Source organism: Algibacter marinivivus, assembly GCF_003143755.1.
GTDB lineage: Bacteria > Bacteroidota > Bacteroidia > Flavobacteriales > Flavobacteriaceae > Algibacter_B > Algibacter_B marinivivus.
The window spans coordinates 126,155-144,782 of sequence record NZ_QFRI01000002.1 but is presented as its reverse complement, the minus strand read 5'-3'; the positions used below and the strand labels follow the sequence as shown (position 1 = coordinate 144,782).

General features: G+C 28.2%; 14 protein-coding genes. 6 read left to right on the top strand and 8 right to left on the bottom strand.

All coding sequences use genetic code 11. The features are described from left to right. The first annotated feature begins 611 nt into the window (after positions 1-611). Positions 612-2,438, top strand: a complete 1,827-nt coding sequence (locus DIS18_RS09025; protein WP_109352752.1) for an Ig-like domain-containing protein — start codon at positions 612-614, stop codon at positions 2,436-2,438. A gap of 60 nt (positions 2,439-2,498) precedes the next feature. On the opposite strand, the gene asnB is transcribed toward DIS18_RS09025, so the two are convergent. From asnB to DIS18_RS09005, 4 genes are all read right to left on the bottom strand, one after another. Beyond that, on the bottom strand, positions 2,499-4,304 hold the full coding sequence (gene asnB, locus DIS18_RS09020) for an asparagine synthase (glutamine-hydrolyzing) (RefSeq protein WP_109352751.1): 1,806 nt from the start codon (positions 4,302-4,304) through the stop codon (positions 2,499-2,501). Positions 4,305-4,418: 114 nt separating this feature from the next. Next, on the bottom strand, positions 4,419-5,051 hold the full coding sequence (locus tag DIS18_RS09015; RefSeq protein WP_109352750.1) for an HAD-IB family phosphatase: 633 nt from the start codon (positions 5,049-5,051) through the stop codon (positions 4,419-4,421). Positions 5,052-5,062: 11 nt separating this feature from the next. Next, positions 5,063-6,226, bottom strand: a complete 1,164-nt coding sequence (locus DIS18_RS09010) for a hypothetical protein (protein ID WP_109352749.1) — start codon at positions 6,224-6,226, stop codon at positions 5,063-5,065. 28 nt (positions 6,227-6,254) lie between these two features. Continuing rightward, a complete protein-coding gene (locus DIS18_RS09005) occupies positions 6,255-7,127 on the bottom strand; it encodes a UbiA prenyltransferase family protein (RefSeq protein WP_109352748.1) in 873 nt (290 codons plus the stop codon). 679 nt (positions 7,128-7,806) lie between these two features. Between DIS18_RS09005 and DIS18_RS09000 the strand changes: the two genes are divergently transcribed. Genes DIS18_RS09000 through DIS18_RS08985 form a run of 4 tightly spaced genes read left to right on the top strand, consistent with a single transcriptional unit; the run spans position 7,807 to position 14,120 of the window. Beyond that, positions 7,807-8,943: a DegT/DnrJ/EryC1/StrS family aminotransferase gene (locus DIS18_RS09000; RefSeq protein WP_109352747.1), complete on the top strand. Its 1,137-nt coding sequence runs from the start codon at positions 7,807-7,809 to the stop codon at positions 8,941-8,943. Further along, a complete protein-coding gene (locus tag DIS18_RS08995) occupies positions 8,933-10,894 on the top strand; it encodes a polysaccharide biosynthesis protein (RefSeq protein WP_109352746.1) in 1,962 nt (653 codons plus the stop codon). The genes DIS18_RS09000 and DIS18_RS08995 overlap by 11 nt, the downstream gene beginning before the upstream one ends. A 43-nt stretch (positions 10,895-10,937) precedes the next feature. Beyond that, positions 10,938-11,711 carry a polysaccharide biosynthesis/export family protein gene (locus tag DIS18_RS08990; RefSeq protein ID WP_109352745.1) on the top strand — a complete coding sequence of 258 codons (774 nt, stop codon included), beginning with the start codon at positions 10,938-10,940 and terminating at the stop codon, positions 11,709-11,711. A 24-nt stretch (positions 11,712-11,735) separates the two neighbouring features. Then, the gene (locus tag DIS18_RS08985) at positions 11,736-14,120 is read left to right on the top strand and encodes a GumC family protein (RefSeq protein ID WP_181364022.1); all 2,385 of its coding nucleotides are present in this window, start codon (positions 11,736-11,738) and stop codon (positions 14,118-14,120) included. Positions 14,121-14,165: 45 nt separating this feature from the next. Here DIS18_RS08985 and aroB read toward each other — a convergent pair whose 3' ends face one another. Further along, positions 14,166-15,233, bottom strand: coding sequence for a 3-dehydroquinate synthase (gene aroB, locus DIS18_RS08980; protein WP_109352743.1), 1,068 nt, complete (start codon positions 15,231-15,233; stop codon positions 14,166-14,168). A gap of 96 nt (positions 15,234-15,329) precedes the next feature. Between aroB and DIS18_RS08975 the strand changes: the two genes are divergently transcribed. Continuing rightward, positions 15,330-16,505 (top strand): proline dehydrogenase family protein, encoded by a 1,176-nt coding sequence (locus DIS18_RS08975; RefSeq protein WP_109352742.1) that lies wholly within the window; start codon positions 15,330-15,332, stop codon positions 16,503-16,505. 3 nt (positions 16,506-16,508) lie between these two features. Here the strand turns inward: DIS18_RS08975 and DIS18_RS08970 are convergent, their stop codons facing one another. Genes DIS18_RS08970 through DIS18_RS08960 form a run of 3 tightly spaced genes read right to left on the bottom strand, consistent with a single transcriptional unit; the run spans position 16,509 to position 18,603 of the window. After that, positions 16,509-17,576 (bottom strand): polysaccharide biosynthesis protein, encoded by a 1,068-nt coding sequence (locus DIS18_RS08970; protein WP_109352741.1) that lies wholly within the window; start codon positions 17,574-17,576, stop codon positions 16,509-16,511. 58 nt (positions 17,577-17,634) lie between these two features. Then, entirely contained in the window at positions 17,635-18,228 is a 594-nt protein-coding gene (locus DIS18_RS08965; protein WP_109352740.1) for a sugar transferase, read from the bottom strand. After that, positions 18,229-18,603, bottom strand: a complete 375-nt coding sequence (locus DIS18_RS08960; protein ID WP_109352739.1) for a DUF4258 domain-containing protein — start codon at positions 18,601-18,603, stop codon at positions 18,229-18,231. It abuts the gene before it with no gap. Between the last annotated feature and the right edge of the window lie 25 nt (positions 18,604-18,628).

The following is an 18,628-nucleotide window of genomic DNA, read 5'->3' as shown; positions in this document are numbered from 1 at the left end:
TAATAATTCCAAGATTAACTAAACTTTTTCAGACTTTGATAAAAATAGAGTATATATTTCTTCCAAAAAGGAATTTCAGTTTCATTTAAACCCTAGCAGTAATTTATACCTTTTGAATAAGAGTCAGTTGTAAGTTCAAATTTTTTTTGTTTCACCATGATTATTGTACAAACTATCAATTGAATTTATTGTAGTTTCAGATGAATTTGGCTTTATTGGAAAATTATCTCTGTAATCTAAGATTATAAAATCTCTTAATTAATGATATAGCTATTAGTATTATAGAAATGCTATTAAGAATTTTTTTCATAGTTCAAATTTACATTTTATTTCATAAAGAAATAAAGATTAAATTGATTGCAATTTTTTTTAAAAGGTTATTAACAATCCTTTTAAATAGCCGACTAACTACTTATTTTCGCGTTAAAATGATTTTTTTTTAAAATTTTTTAATCTAAATCAAAATACCCAACGTATATCAACCAATTACCAAATCGATGAAACGCATATTTTTGAATTTTTCTTACAAAAAAACACAAATTTTCGATGAAATGCATATTAATTCGTTTTAAAGTATATATATTTGATGCCCCTATAAATCTAATTACAAAATGAAATACCTACTTAAAACCCAAAAAGTATTGACTATTATTATGTTTTTTTTATTAATATTTTCTTCATGTAATAACGAAGAAATATTTGTTGTAGAAGAATCGTCAATAGTAGAAGAAGAAACTGAAGAAACTGAAGAAGAAACTCCTAATGCAGAGGATGAAACAGTTTTTATAGATGCAGTAGATGATATTGTAAATACTATGCAAAATACCCCAGTAGATATTGAAGCATATATTAATGATGAAAATTTGCCAGTAAGTATTACTGTATCTAATACAAATCCATCTAATGGTACTTTAGTTATTAATAATAATGGCACTCCAGATATTCTATTAGATGACACTGTTGTTTATACTCCAAATGATGATTTTTTTGGAGAAGATTCATTTGAGTACACTATATGCGATGCTTTAGATTCTAATAATTGTGATATAGCTAAGGTTTTAATTACTGTTGAAGAAAATATAAATAATGATTATAATGAATTCTTAGGAGAAACAAGAGCATTTCCAAAAGCACAAGGCGCTGGTGCATATGCTTATAATAATAATGTAACATATACAGTTAAAGAGGTTACTAATTTAAATGACTCTGGTGCTGGTAGTTTTTGGAGTGCTATTGGTGATAATACTATTGTAGTTTTTAGAGTATCTGGTATAATTGATTGGAATCAAAGCTTTCATGATGATGCTAGAACAGTAAATAATTGTATTATTCTAGGCCAAACAGCACCTTCTCCTGGTATTACCATAGTAAATAACGGTGCGAAATTTAAAAATTCCAGTAATCTAACATTTAGATATTTAAGATTTAGATTATGGAGAGGTAGATCTCTATTGCATGATCCAAGTTCTTCAGATGTTTTAGAGTTTTTAAGTTGTAATAATGTTATAGTAGACCATTGTAGTTTTTCTTTTGGAGGTGATGAAACAATATCAACTAGAAATTCATCACATACTTTTACTTTACAAAATAGTATTATTTCTTACGGTCATTCAGGTAGTTTAATGGGTGATTCTGATGATTACACATTAGGTTATGATTATTCTATACTTGGTAATTTTTGGCATACACTTGGTAAAAGAATGCCAAATCCTAACGGTAATGGTAGATTTGATATGATTGGAAATGCTGCATATAATTTATTAAATTTAGGTATGCGAACAGGCGGTGATGTACAAATGAATGTTATTGGAAACTACTACAAAAACGTTCCTAATCATCATTTAAACCTGAATCAAACACCTCTTGTTTATAATCAAAATAATATTAGAGAAAGAGATTTAACCGCAAACGGGCAGGACAATACTATTTTATATCAAGGTAGACCAGGTCAAAGAGCGATTTTGCCAACTGATTTTACATCAACTATGTTCCCTTTATTAAATTATACTGAACCATTGCCTGATGGTTCAGCGACTTTGCTTAGAGTACAAAATAGAGAAATGGGTTCTAATAAAGTTTTAGATAATAATGGTAATGCTATTACTGTTCTGGATGATTTAGATTTAAAAGCTTATAATCAATGGGATAGTAATGAAAGATTTGATTGGAAAGACCCGTCTGGATTAGTTACAAGTAACCCAGAAAATAGAACACAAAGTAATCATAGGGTTATACCTCAAAGACAATGGCTGCCAGATAACCAAGCAAATTTTGGTGTAGTAGTTAATGAACATAATCAAACTACGCATACAGGAGTCGTACCTAATTCATGGATTATACAAAGAGGATTGAATCCAGATACATTTAATCCCTTAGGTAATGATTTACATGAAAACTACCCTAATATTTTAATTTACAGCTTTCAAGTTGATCAATAAGCAACAAAGCAACAAGAACAAGGAAATTTTGTTAAAATAATTGAATTGGGTTTAGATATTTTATCTAAACCCAAATTCTTTATACCATTTACTTAAAACATACAATTTCCAAATATTTTCAGTATGATCATCTTTTTCTGTCATATGTTCGTTTAGTATCGTTTTAAATTTATTGACGTTTAAGTTTGGTACTTTATTTAAAAAATCATCATTCAAAGCAGATAGGAATTCTTCTTTTAATTCATTTCTCATCCAACCTCCAATAGGAACTGCAAACCCCTTTTTTGGTTGGTTAAATATTTCTTCAGGAATATATTCTTTTAGAATATCTCTTAAAATCTTTTTTTGTCTACCTTTCTCATATCTAAAAGACATAGGTAACGATCTTGCAAACTCAATAACTCTGTAATCCATAAAAGGACTTCTAACCTCCACAGAATAAGCCATACTTGCACGATCCACTTTGGCATTACTATCATTTTCTAGCCATAATTTAATATTTAAATCTGCTGCTTTTTGCAAGAAGTTTGAAGACCATTTTTTATATCCTTGATAATGCTTCATATAGTCTTGTTTCTTTTCATTTAAAAGATAGCCTTTTCTTGAAAAGATGTTTTCTATGAAATCATTTTTAGTTTTGGTATTAAGTGCATTTCTAACTCTGTGGGTGTTTAAACGAAATAGATTCAAAAGAATGGGCTTTGATAGAAATTTCCTTATTCCATAAGGAATGTTCATTATCGACTCGTTTTTAACAAGTGAATTGAAATGATGGTAGCCAATAAAGCTTTCATCACCACCATCTCCAGAAAGCGCTACAGTTACATACTCTTTAGTTACTGAATTTAATAATAAGGAAGGCAGAGCTGAACTGTCTGCAAAAGGTTCATCATACACTTCTACAAGTTTTGGTATTAATTTTAAAATATCATCAGAACTGCATATGGTAGTTTTATGTTTTGAACCCATAATTTTTGCATATTGTTCTGCTATTTTACTTTCATCATATTTAGGATTGTCAAATCCTATTGAAAAAGTATTTATAGGTGTTTCTGATACTTTTGCCGCAATACTTGAAACCAATGCTGAGTCTATTCCTCCAGATAAAAAAGAACCAATTGGGACATCAGATTGAAGTCTAATTTTTACACAATCTATCAATAAATCGTGAAGTTCTTGCTTAGCTTTTTCGTAAGTTATGTTACGAATTTTCACATAATCTAAATTCCAATACTCTTTAATCTCAAATTTATTGGTGTTTAAATCGATTTTCATAAAGCACCCAGGTGGAAGCTTATTAACATTATTAACAATTGTGTAGGGACTTGGGATAAATTTGCAATCTAAAAACATAGAAATAGCTTCTTCATTTATAGATTTATCATTAAGTAAAGGCCTTATTTGGCTACAGATTTCAAATTGGCCATCTTTCCAATAGTAGTAAAATGGTTTAACACCTAATCTATCTCTAGCAGAAAAAATTGTATTTGTTGAAGTGTTATATATACAAAATGCAAACATGCCGTTTATTTTTTGTAATATACTTTCTCCCCATTCTTTGTAACCTATCAAGAGGACTTCAGTATCACTTTCCGTATTAAAATTATGCCCCTTTGCTAATAATTCTTTCTTGATATCTTTGTAATTATAGATTTCACCATTGAATACGATATGTAGATTTTCGTGCACCATAGGCTGGTGAGAGCGTGAATCTAAATCTAGGATGGATAACCGAAGATGCCCAAGAGTTAATTTATTTATTTTTTCAATACCAGTATAATCAGGACCTCTGAAAGAAATTGTTTCTAATTTATTTCTAACAAGATCTTCTTCATAAGGAATATTGGTTAAGTATATACCACACATGCTTCTATTTTTTGTAAAGCACGCATATATTTTTTATAAATACAATTTAAAATTTATAAAATCTATAAAAAGAGTAAAAGTTAAGGTGTTATGTTATTAAGACTCTATGAAATACTATTTTTTCCATTTTGTGCTCACATTTTTATCATTTAAGGACATCAAATAAGATTCATCTACAATGTCTAAATAATGTTTGTCAGATTTACTATCGCCATAACCAAAACTGTATGTGTAATTATGGTTTTTAAAGTATTGGATAAGGAGTACTTTTTTTTGCTCACCAAAACAATTTTTGCCATCTATTTTTCCAGTGAAATTGTCATTAATTTTTTCAAATTTTGTACAAATCAATTTATAGTTTTTTGATTTGCACCAGTGTTCTAGCCATATATCTGATGAAGCTGTCAAAATTAAAATATCATGGTTGTTATCTTCATGCCATTTAAGAACTTTTAAAGCAGACTTATAACATAAAGAGGGGAGTATTTTAGTAGAGAATTCCACTCCTTTTTGTACAATTTCTGAAGCATTAAATTTTTTAAAAAAGAAAGAGAAAAATAATTCTTTTAGTTTGACATTGTTTAATAAACCTAAATAAAACAAAACAATAAATGGGGATAGAATTATAATGCCTATATAAAAATTTAATTGACCATTAAAATACTTTATAAATTCCAAATAAGTATCTTTTGAAGTGATAGTGCCATCTAAATCAAATACTGCAATAGTTTTATCAACTAATTTCATTAATGATTATTTTAAATTAATGCTGTTATTTTTTTAAATACAAAATATAAAATACCATCTAGATTAAATCCATCTTTAAAGTGATAAATTCTCCAAGTAAAAAAGAAAGGGATTATAATAACTAGTAAAATGATATTTTTGGTGTTTAGCGCAATATTCAATGCCTTGTCTTGTGATTCATTATGCTTTGGTCTTCTTGACAATAATATTAAGAAGAGTAAGATAAAATGGATTTGTAACCATCTTCCCCAATCACACACTAAAACAAAAAGTGGCAATGAATATATAATTGCTAGCATAAAATATTTGATGATTTTTTTAAAACTAGAACTTGATTCTGTTCTTAAGTAGAATGAAAAATGAATGATTCCTAATAATAAAGAAACTAAGTATAAAGAATAGCTAATTGGGGCATCTTTATATCTGTCTAGACTAGATAAAAGAGTGTTAGAAAAATCAAAAATATTAAGTTTATCACTTGGGAAATCAATTCCTCTTTGAGATAGCATAATAAGAGATTCTCCTTCATTAGTTAGTCCGCCAAAAAAGAATATAAAGAAGGTAGGTACTAAAACAGATAAGAATAATAAAGTATTCTCTTTAATCTTTATTTTACCATCAAAAAGATATGAAGCTAAAAGAAAATAGGGCATATAAAAAATAAATATCTCATGCAAAAGAGTTCCGATAAATAAAAACAAATAAACTAAATATTGCCTATACCCTTTGAACTTTTTCTGATCTTTTAAGTAAATAAAATAGGCAAAGATTAGATATAATAAAATCTCTTTTCTACCAACAATATGTGGGTCATTTAAATAAAACAGAAAGGTTAAAGGCGATAATATTAGAGACAAAAATAAAATGGATACAGTTTTTTTGTATAAGATTTTTCCAATAAAAAAAAAGAATAGGAAATATAAAACCATTTGAGTTGAGAAAACTAATGTTTTTAAATTTATTCCTGTTAAGTCTTGAATTATAAAGAAAAAACTTCCAGAAAGTCCTCTTCTTTTAAAACCTCCATCATGATAGTTTACTAACCAATCTCCCAAAATAAAACCATGGGCGTTTTCTATGTATTGAAATAGATTATATCCTATCCATGTTAATAAAATTGTAAAGAAATAATAGAATAAAGCTTTTAAATTAAAAAGGGGCTTGATATTAATCATTATGTTAAATTTTAAGCTTTATTAATTATTATAGGTATATAAAATATGTGAATAATAGTATCCAACACACTAGTACAATTTGTAAAAATGTATCTTTTGCTAAAATTTTTATTGGTGATCCAGATTTGTTTTCAACAACAGATATTTGGATATACCTCATAATACCTATAAAAACAAAAAGAGAAGTTGTATATAATTTATCTGTTCCCAATCGTTCAATAACCTCAGTGGAAATTGAATACATAATATATGCAATTAGTGTAATTGAAAAGCAAATACTCTCTGCAATATCAATAAAAGCTAGAGAATATCCACTTTGAGATTTTCTTAAAACTGTGCCATCTGTTGTAACAGTTAAATCGTCTCTTCGTTTAGCAAAAGCAATTGACATACTTAATAAAAAAACAATAATTGTCATCCATTGACTAACTACAACCCCTACTACAAAGCCTCCCGCAAGAATACGAAGTAAAAAACCTAAACTTACACTAGTAACATCAACAATTGCAATGTTTTTTAATTTGAAAGAGTAAAGAATGTTTAAAATAAAATATGCAATTACGAACCACGATGAGTCTCCTAAAAATATCAATAGAATAATTAGAATTATTAATAAGAAAATAGCTATTGTTAAAGCTTGTTTTTTAGAGAAAAAACCACTAGCTATAGGTCTGTATTTTTTAACAGGATGCAACTTATCTTTTTCAACATCTATAGAATCATTAATTATATATATAATTGAGCTAGCAAAGCAAAAAGCAGCAAAAAGAATAAGCAATTGATAAATATTTCCATTTTCAAATATTTCTAGGAATTGTCCTGAGAAAAATACTGGTAAAAAAATTGCTATGTTTTTTACCCAGTGATGTATACGTATTAACTTGAGTGTTTGAGAAATCATTTTTTTTAAGTTTTGGTCATTTAGTTTGTCAAATTAAGCTTTTCAATTTTTAATTAAGATAATATAGATGTTAAAAAACTTATATTTTCGATAAAATCACTTTTATTAGATGTTTGGTAAAATTCATCGATTTAACTAAAAAGTTTATTCATTTTAAGCTGAAACTAAAAGGGTTTGCAATAAATCTCATAATTCTTTTTATACACTAAGGCTTAAGATTAATAGTGACTTTTGCATACAATGTTGGAATAACTATATCGATAAATTACTTTTTTTTCAGTTTAGAAAATAGAGAGATGTATTTAACCGATTTTAATTACTGTTTTAGCGAAATAAACTAATTCTAATTCAGTTGCATTAAAACAATTATTAAATTTACCCCGTTAAACAGAATTGAATTGATTAATAGCATATTGATTTAATTGTATTAAAAGATTAGAAAAATATTTTTCAAAACTCTCATACATAATTTATTATCACTTTAAGTGAAATTATAGATTATCAATATTTTTAAATCATTTAGTACTAAATTAATTAAAGTTATTATAAAGTTGATTTTGTTTTTATGTACGCAAGAGGGAATTATCTAAAATGTTATTTAAATATAATTAGAGCATAGTTATTTAGCTATGTTAATCCTCTATGTCAAAAATTTAATTTAAAGATTATAAAGTTTTTAATGTTGACCAAAACTAAAATATATTTATCATCACCTCACATGGGAGGCTCAGAACAAAAATTTGTTGATGAAGCTTTTTCTACTAACTGGATAGCTCCATTGGGCCCTAATGTGAATGGTTTTGAAGATGATATCAAGAATTATTTGGGTGGCGAAAAACAAATTGCTGCTCTTAGTTCTGGTACTGCTGCTATACATTTAGCACTACAGCTATTAAATGTTTCAAAAGGAGATGAAGTTTTATGTCAAAGTTTTACTTTTTCAGCTTCTGCTAATCCAATAATTTATCAGGGTGCAACACCAATCTTTATAGACAGTGAGACAGATACTTGGAATATGTCTCCAGAGTTACTAGAAATAGCTATTAAAGACAGAATTGAAAAATATCAAAAGCCAAAAGCTATAATTGCTGTTCATTTATATGGCATGCCTTATAAAGCAAAAGAAATAAATGAGATAGCGCAGAAATACGATATTCCTGTAGTTGAAGACAGTGCTGAAGCTCTGGGTAGTACTTACTTCAATAAGAAGTGTGGCGCACTTTCTGATTTTGGAATTCTTTCCTTTAATGGAAATAAAATAATTACTACTTCTGGTGGTGGTGCGCTTATCGTTGATTCAGAAAAATTAAAAGAAAAAGCAGTTTTTCTATCTACCCAAGCAAGAGACAATGCACCTCATTATGAGCATTCATCTATTGGGTTTAATTATAGATTAAGTAATGTGTTAGCTGGAATTGGTAGGGGACAAATGGAAGTTATTGATGATAGAGTTGAAGCTAGAAGGCAAAACTTTAATTTTTACAAGAAGCATTTGTCTCAGTATAAACAAATTACCTTTTTGGAAGAACCAGAAAATTTCTTTTCTAACAGATGGATTACTTGTATTGAAACTGAATCATACGAATTAAGAGAAAAAATAAGATTAGAACTATTAAAAGACGATATAGAATCTAGACCATTATGGAAGCCTATGCATATGCAGCCAATATTTAAAGATTATCTGCATTTTACAAACGGTACATCAGAAAGACTTTTTGATAGAGGCCTTTGTCTTCCAAGTGGCTCTAATTTAACACAGGATGATTTATCAAGAATCCTTAATAATATTACAAATACCCTAAATTATGATAAATAATTACTTTGCCTATTACTCTCAAAAGTACGCCTCTAAATGGCTTGTTTTTGGTATTGACTTAACCTTAATACTATTTACATTCTTTTTGGCCTACTTTATTAGATTTAATTTTACATTGAATTTTGATTTAAATCAATTTTTTGTCGAACTACCATTTGTTTTTGGTGTTTCTGCAGTAAGTTTTTTAATTATTGGTTCTTTTAAAAGTGTTATAAGACATACAGGTTTTACTGATGTTGTAAATGTCTTTAAGTCTGTAGCCTTAATGTCTTTGACTTGTATAGCGGTTGTTTTGTTTAACAGATTTACTAACATAGTTCCAGGTTTTACTATTCCGCTATCAATAATTGTTATGCATGCCTTATTAAGCTTTGTTGTACTTAGTTCTAGTAGATTGCTTTTTAAAATGACTTATAAGTATTTAAAATGTAAGTTACTTTTAACTAAACGTGTTTTAATTTATGGCACAGGAGATTCAGCTATAGTTACTTATAATGCTTTGTTGAGTAATGCAAAAACAAGTTTCAATACAATTGCATTTGTTGATGATGATATAAAAAAGAATGGAAAACTTATTAATGGTGTTCCAATTTTATCATATAATAATTTAGATGAAAACTATGTTATTTCTAACGATATTGATGAAGTTATAGTAGCACATCAAAATGCTGATACTAATAAGTTAATGAAACTTATTGATAATTTAGCCGATTCAGGAGTTAAAGTTACTAAAGTACCACCAATTGAACAATGGATAAATGGTGAGTTAAGTGCTAAACAAATAAAGCAAGTGCAAATTGAAGATTTACTTGGTAGACCTCCAATAGAAATTGATAACCCAAACTTATTGAACGAATTTAGAGGTGAAACTGTTCTTGTAACAGGAGCTGCAGGTTCAATTGGTAGCGAGTTAGTAAATCAACTTTCAAATTTTGATGTTAAGCATTTAATATTAGTAGATCAAGCGGAATCAGCACTTTATGATGTTCAGCAAGATTTAAAACGAGATGGGAAACATAATTATACAGCTATTGTTGCTGATATTAGAGATGGTTTAAGAATAGATACTATTTTCCAAACACATAAGCCAACTATGGTGTTTCATGCTGCAGCTTATAAGCATGTACCATTAATGGAAAAATCCCCTTATGAAGCGATAAAAATAAATGTAAATGGAACGAAACTATTAGCAGATACTGCATCAAGATATAATGTAAAAAAGTTTGTTTTTGTTTCTACTGATAAAGCGGTTAACCCTACAAGTGTTATGGGGGCTACTAAAAGAATGGCAGAAATGTATATAAGTTGTCTTCAAAAAGAGAGTAAAACAAAATTTATTACTACTCGATTTGGTAATGTTTTAGGTTCAAATGGATCAGTAATTCCATTATTTAAAAAGCAAATTGAAAATGGTTGTGCATTAACATTGACTCATAAGGATATTACAAGGTATTTCATGACTATTCCTGAAGCTTCTCAATTAGTTCTTGAAGCAGGAACTATGGGTAAAGGAGGAGAGATATTTATATTTGATATGGGCGAGTCTGTTAAGATTTATGATTTGGCTAAGAATATGATTAAACTATCTGGATTAAGATATCCTGAAGATATAGATATAAAAATAACAGGACTTAGACCTGGAGAAAAACTATATGAAGAGCTATTAGCTAATGGAGAAAATACGTTGTCTACTTATCATAAAAAAATAATGATTAGTAAAACAAGAGAGTTAGATTATGCTAGAGTGAAATCTGAAATAGAAGAATTGTGTATTACTAATCGTTTTCAAAATAACAATATAGTTATGAAAATGAAGAGTTTAATACCTGAATATAAATCTAATAACTCTGAATATGAAAAATTTGATACTAGAGTTAAAATTTATAAAAAAGCTAAAGGAATAATTGAAAATAACTCAAAAGACACAAAAGTTTTTAAGTCTGTTCAGTAGAATTTAGCTAAAATCTCTTATTTTACACCCAAATCTTAATAAAATGATTTTAATTCCTAAAAATTACTATATAATAGTGTCAGCTATTTTGGCACTATTATTTACTTCTTCCTGTACTTCAAAAAAAGAAGTTGTCTACTTTCAAAATGCTAAAGATTTTGAGACTATAGTAGATACCGATACTTTTGCACCTAAATTTAAAGTAAACGATATTGTAAGTGTTTTTGTTTCTACATTTGATTTGGAAGCAGTAGCTCCTTTTAACTTAACTAGAGGAGGTAACTCTAATAATCCTGAATTTATTGACTATTTGATTGATGTTGATGGTAATATTGATTATCCAGTACTAGGAAAGGTTAAACTACAAGGGTTAACTGTTAGTGAAGCTCAAGCTTTATTTAAGAAAAAACTCGAAGATGGATATCTAAGAAACCCTATAGTAAATATCAGAATTTTAAATTTCAGAATTTCTGTTCTTGGAGAAGTAAGAAGACCAGGAAGATATGAAGTTTCGGGAGAGCGTATCACAATATTAGAAGCATTATCTTTGGCTGGTGATTTGAATATTAAAGGAAAAAGAGAAAATGTTTTAGTGATAAGAGATTTTAATGGTACTAAAACATATACTAGAGTTGATTTACGAAACAAAGAATTATTCAATTCTCCTGTGTATTATTTGACTCAAAATGATATTGTTTATGTTGAGCCAAATAATTCTGCGATAAGTAGTGCTTCTGGTGATACTCGAATAGGTACTATTATTAGTATATCTTCTTTTCTAATTACTACCGCATTAATATTCGTTACAAGAAATTAGTTTATTAATTTTACTATGGATAATATGATGAAATCTCAAAGTACATCTGATGGATTTGATTTAAAGAAGGAAATTGGAATATATCTAAAGCAATGGATTTGGTTTGTTATTAGCGCCATTATTTTTATAACTTTTGCTTTTTTTCACTTGAGATATGCCACACCTGAATATAATGCAAAGGCAAAAATAATGCTTATGGATAATGATGGTGTTTCTAACCCTGCTGAAACTGTTCTTCAGGATATGCGACAGTTATCCAATAATGAGAGTGAAAAGATTGAGGATGAGATTGAAATTCTTAAATCTAGAACTTTAATGAAAAATGTAGTTAAGAAATTAGATCTTAATAAACAATTTTTTGCTAAGGGTAGATTTCATAATACTCAATATTTTCCTATTAGTAAAGCTCCCGTTAATATAAATTTTATTGAAAACGATAGTATTATTAATGAGTCTAACTTCAGTTTTAGTGTTCTTATAACATCCGAAACATCATTTGATTATATATATGTTTCAGAATCTACAGGGGAGACAATATCAAAGAAAATGTTTTTTGGGAAAAATACGCCAACTAATATTGGTGATATAATTATTACGCCGAACACTGATAATATTTCAAAATTTACTGGACAAACTATTTATGTGAAAATTAAAGCTTTAGATAAAGTAGCAGAAAAATATAAGAATGCAATTAGAATTTCACCGGTAGTAGTAGGGTCAAAAGTGGTTAATTTGTCTTTAACTGATCCCTCAGCTAAAAAAGCAATAGCAGTAATCAATAATTTAGTAGATGAGTACAATAGAGTATCAATTGAAGCAAAAAATACTAAATCAAACAATACAGCTGATTTTATCAATAAGCGAATTGGTTTAATAGCTAAGGATCTCTCTGATGTTGATGATGAGATAGAAGAATTTAAAACAGGAAATAAGTTAACAAATATATCGTCTGAAGCTAATTTGTATTTACAATCTAATGCGCAAACTGAACAAGAATTAGCAGCCAACAGAACAGAGTTTAGTAAAATTAACTTTATGAAAAATCAATTGGATGAAAATTCTTTTGAAAGAATTCCTTCAAACATTGGTTTAACAGATGGCTCTGTAAATTCAACAGCTAGTAAGTATAACGAGCTTTTAGATAATAGAGATAGGTTACTAAAAAGTTCAAATGAAAAAAATCCAATTATTGTAAATTTAGATCAACAATTAAATGCACTAAAAAATTCTCTTAAAGAAAGTTTAAATAATTCAGCTAACACTATTAGTTTGCAAATTAGAAGTCTTGAAAATAGATCCGCAAAACTTAGTTCAAAAATTTATGCTGTACCAGGACAAGTAAGAAAGTCAAGAGATATTGAACGTGAACAAGGCATTAAGGAATCTTTATATCTATATCTATTGCAAGCTAGAGAAGAAGCAACTATTTCGTTAATATCTACATCTCCAAATGCTAAAATTATTGATGATGCTCATACAGATTTTGTAGCTGTTTCTCCAAAAAGAACAATGGTGTATTTAGCATCTGTTATGGTTGGCTTAATTTTGCCTTTTCTTTTCTTCTACCTTAAAAATCTTTTTGATACTAAGATTCATAATAGAGAAGATTTAGAGAAAATAATAAAAAATATTGCTGTATTAGGTGAAGTGCCAAGATTAAGTGGAAATGATAAGAGCTTAATAGAGAGAAATGATAGGTCTATATTGTCTGAATCTTTTAGGATAATAAGAACAAATTTTGATTATATAAGGAGAGTGGAAAACACTATGAATTATAATAACGTAGTTTTTGTTACTTCAACAATAAATGGAGAAGGAAAATCTTTTTTTAGTTTAAATATGGCTCTTACAGTTGCTAATACAGGTAAAAAAGTTTTATTGATTGGAGCAGACATTAGAAATCCACAAATTTATTCAGCTTTTAAAAACAAAAAGGAAAAAGAAAGTTTAAAGGCTGGTTTAACAGAATATCTTGCTGATGAATCTACAGCAATTAGTGATACTATAAATAACTACGATATAAATGATATTAAGATTGATATTCTTCTTTCTGGAAAAGTACCACCAAATCCAGCTGAGTTATTGATGAGTGATAAAATGAAAAATTTATTTGACAAAGTTTCAGAAGAATATGATTATGTAATTGTTGATACGGCTCCATCAATGTTAGTAACTGATACTTTACTAATAAGTGAATATGCTGGACATACAATCTATATAACTAGAGCAGATCATACCGAAAAGAAAATATTAAACTTTGCTAAAGAATTACATGCTGAAAAGAAACTAAACAATATGATGCTTGTAGTTAACGATGTTAAACAGTCTAATTTCGGATACGGTGCAAAGTATGGTTACTATGGTGCTCCAGAAAAAAAAGGATTTTTTAGTAGATTTAAAAAATCATAAATCATTTAATAAAATAAAAAAAGCATCTTTTATTAGATGCTTTTTTTATGCATCATAATATTTAAAAGCTTCAATTATCAAATCATTATCAACTAAACAATCAATTTTACACTTGCCAATAGCTTCAAGAAGTACGAAGTTAATATTGCCATGATTGTTTTTCTTATCGTATTTAAGCAATTCTATTATATTAGGATAATCACTTTTTTCGATATTTACTTTATCATAATAACTAAGAAATAATTTTTTAATACTATTAGTAGTTTCTTTTGGAAACCCAATTAACTCTGTTGAAATGTAACTAGCTAAAATCATTCCAATAGCAATAGCTTCACCATGCAATAATGTTATTTTATTTGGGTTACTCAAAAAATAAGATTCAATGGCATGCCCTAAAGTATGTCCGAAATTTAAAGTTTTGCGTAAACCGTTTTCAAATGGGTCTTCTTCAACAACATTTCTTTTTATTATAACAGACTCATGAATTAATTCATCTAAGTCATCAAGGTTAAGTTTTGATAAATCAGTAAATTTATTCCAATAGCTTTCACCTGTTATAAGTCCATGCTTTAACATTTCTGCTAAACCAGAACGCATTTGATCTTTTGGAAGTGTATCAAGAAATTGAGTATCTATTAATACTAAATCTGGATTGCTAATAACACCTATTTGATTTTTCAAATGCCCTAGATCTACTCCTGTTTTACCTCCAACAGAAGCATCAACCATAGATAATAGGCTAGTAGGTACATTTATATAAGATATTCCTCTTTTAAAAGTACAAGCCACAAAACCACCTAAATCTGTGATTACACCACCACCAATGTTTATCATCAAACTTTTTCTATCTGCATCTAGTTCAGAAAGTGTATTCCAAACCCCAATGCATGTATCAATGGTTTTGTTTATTTCTCCGGATTCAATTTCAATAATTTCTATAGCAATATTGGTTTCTAGTTTTTCTAAAAACTTGCTCAAACAATATTGATGCGTATTTTCGTCAACCAAAATAAATATTTTGGAAAAATTATTTTCTTTAACGTGTTGGTTTAAAGATGTGTAGCATTTATTGTTAAAATGAATTATACTATCATTAGCATTAATAGAATCCATAAAAAAAGTATTGTTTTTTAAGGCTGTGAAATTAAGGAGATTTTATATAAAATGATAACTTAGCTATAATTATCTTTATACAAATTTTTGAAAAAAATGAATACAGATTTAATTTTTGATAATACAGATGTAGCTTTCTCTTTAAAAACAGACTCTGAATTAGAGCGTGCTTATTTTTTATTTAAAATGATATCTATAGAACCATTGGTTAGAATTGGAACAGCAGCTACAAACTTTGCAATAAAAGCGAATCTTCCAATTGAGGGCTTAATTCGCTCTACAGTTTTTGATCATTTTTGCGGAGGCGTTAATGAGGAAGATTGTTTATCTGTTATAGATAGAATGTATCAAAAAGGTGTTAGTTCTGTTTTGGATTATTCTGTAGAAGGAAAAGAAAGTGAACAAGAGTTTGATTCTGCAAAAGACAAAGTTTTAAAAATAATAGATTTCGCAAGAGAAATTGATGCTATTCCTATCGCTGTTTTTAAGCCAACTGGTTTCGGGCGCTTTTATTTATATGAAAAAATAACAAAAGGCGATAAATTAACTAATGAAGAACAAGACGAATGGAATAAGGTTATTGAAAGGTTTGATGTTGTTTGTAAAAAAGCTAAAGAAAATGATGTAGCAGTATTAATTGATGGCGAAGAAAGTTGGATGCAAGATGCAGCTGATGCTTTAGTAACTCAAATGATGCAGAAGTATAATACAGAAAAGCCTATAGTGTATAATACATTGCAATTGTATAGACACGATAGATTAGATTTTTTAAAAAAAGAACATGATAAGGCCAAAGATGGTAAATACTTTCTTGGGTACAAACTTGTACGCGGCGCTTATATGGAAAAAGAAAATGAAAGAGCTACTGAAAAAGGGTATCAATCACCAATTTGCGGGAGTAAAGCATTAACAGATGAAAACTTCAATAAAGGGTTGCAGTATATGATCGATAATTTAGATTGTATGTCCATATTCGCAGGAACTCATAATGAAGATAGTTCGTACCTTTTAATCAAGTTAATGAACGAAAAAGGTTTATTGAATAATGACCCGAGAATATGGTTTGGACAATTATATGGAATGAGTGATCATATTAGTTTTAATTTGGCTAACCTAGGGTATAATGTTGCTAAATATATTCCTTTTGGCCCAGTTAAAGATGTGATGCCTTATTTAATAAGAAGAGCAGAAGAAAACACTTCAGTTGCAGGACAAACTGGAAGAGAACTTGCATTATTAACTAGAGAGAAGAAACGTAGAAAAAAGCTATAAGAGCTAAATATATTTTTTTAATATATTATTTATTTCTGTATTACTCATAGCCGCAGTTACGTTTTGTAATTCTCTAAAATCAATATTTAAAGAACTTAATTTTTGCTGTTCTATAGCTAGAATGTCAGAATCATTAGTTTTAATCAAATTCTCATTTTGATAAGCAATTTCTTCATGCATTTTTTCACCAGGACGTAATCCAATGACTTTAATTTCCGGTTGTTTAGATACGTCTTTATATAAGGCAATTAACCTTTTAATTATATCTATTACTTTAATAGGAGTGCCCATATTTAATGTATATAGATTATAACTTAAATCATTTTTTGAAGCTAACTTCAATATTAGATTACATGCCTTTTGTTTACTTATAAATAATCTAGTCATAGATTCATCAGTAATTGTAAGCGGAGATTCAAATTCAATTTGTTTTTTTAATAAGGGAATTACTGACCCATTTGAACCAAATATGTTTCCGAATCTAGTAGTGATATATTTGGTGGAACTATTATTATTTAAATAATTCATATAAAGTTCTCCAATTCGCTTCGATTTTCCCATAACACCAATTGGGTTAACAGCTTTATCGGTAGATATAAAAATAAATTTCTTTACCTCATATTCTCTAGCTAAATCAGCCAATAGTTTAGTTCCTAGAATGTTTAATTTCACTGCTTCATGTGGGTTGCTTTCCATCATAGGAACATGTTTGTATGCAGCAGCATGAAAAATTATTGTTGGCTTATAAGTCTTAAAAAGGTATTTGATAGAATTTTTATTCGTAATGTCAAGTAGTTTGAATTCTATATGTATGGTGTCTTTAAATTCTAGTTCTTTGATAAGCTCATATAATGGCGATTCAGCAATATCTACTACTATTAATTTTTTGTATTTACAATTTATGAGTTGTTTAGTAAGTCCGCTACCTATAGAGCCTGCAGCTCCTGTAATTAAAATAGTTTCATTGGAAAAATCGTATGAGTTGTATGTGTGATTAATATTGTTAGAAGATGGGAATAATCCAGATTCATACAACATATCATCAATTCTGCTCGCCGTTTTTTTGTTCATAAACTATTGGTATGTCTAGGTTAAATAGACTAGTAATTTAAGAATAATTGAATAAACTCTATTTTGTGATGACTTTAATTATAGTAAGACAAATGAGTTTTAAATCGAAAAACAAGTTTCTTCGTTTAATATATTCCTTATTAAACTTTAATTTATCTGGAATGATAGTTTTAATGAAAAATTCTTCTGGGTTTTTAGCAGCTTTTAAGAGTTCAACTTCATTCCTGTATTTTAAAGATGCTAAGCCAGTAATTCCTGGTCTAACTTGAAAAATCTTCATATCATCCTCATTATAGTAATTTACGTAGTAACGAAGTTCGGGTCTAGGACCAACAAAACTCATGTCGCCTTTTATTATATTTATCAATTGTGGGAATTCGTCTACTTTATAACGCCTTAATATATAGCCTATTTTGGTAATTCTTGAGTCATTGTTTCCTAAAGTCAAAAGACCTTTTTTATCAGATTCTACTCTCATTGTTCTAAACTTAAAGATATTAAAATCCTTGTTGTTTTTTCCAACGCGACCTTGAATAAAAAATATTGGACCTCTAGAATCCAACTTTATTAAAATAGCAATTATTAAGAGAAAGGGGAAAAGAAGTACTAATCCAATTATTGAAAAAATAATGTCAAATAACCTTTTTGACATTTATTTAAATATTTTTAAATTTATTAATGTAGCTGTACTATCGCAATTCTCAATAGTTAGAGTAACTTCATCATCGTTGTGTATTCCTTCAATCAAATAAACGCCACATGGTTCTTGTCTTGGATTACTTTCAGAAAAATTAATATCACCTTTTTGTAAAATATTAATGATGTCTGTTGAATCAATTTCATTATTAGTTAATAGGGTTGAAAAATTCTGGCTGTAGCCAATTTTTTTTGAATTTATATTTTTTAAAACTCTAGCTTCAGGACCATAGCTACATGATGTTTTTTTACCATTTAAGAAGAAAGCTAGAATGACTAAGCCGATAGAAAATCCTCCTAGATAATAACCAATACGTTGAATAAGTTTCATTAAGAATATTTAGGGTTTGCTTAAA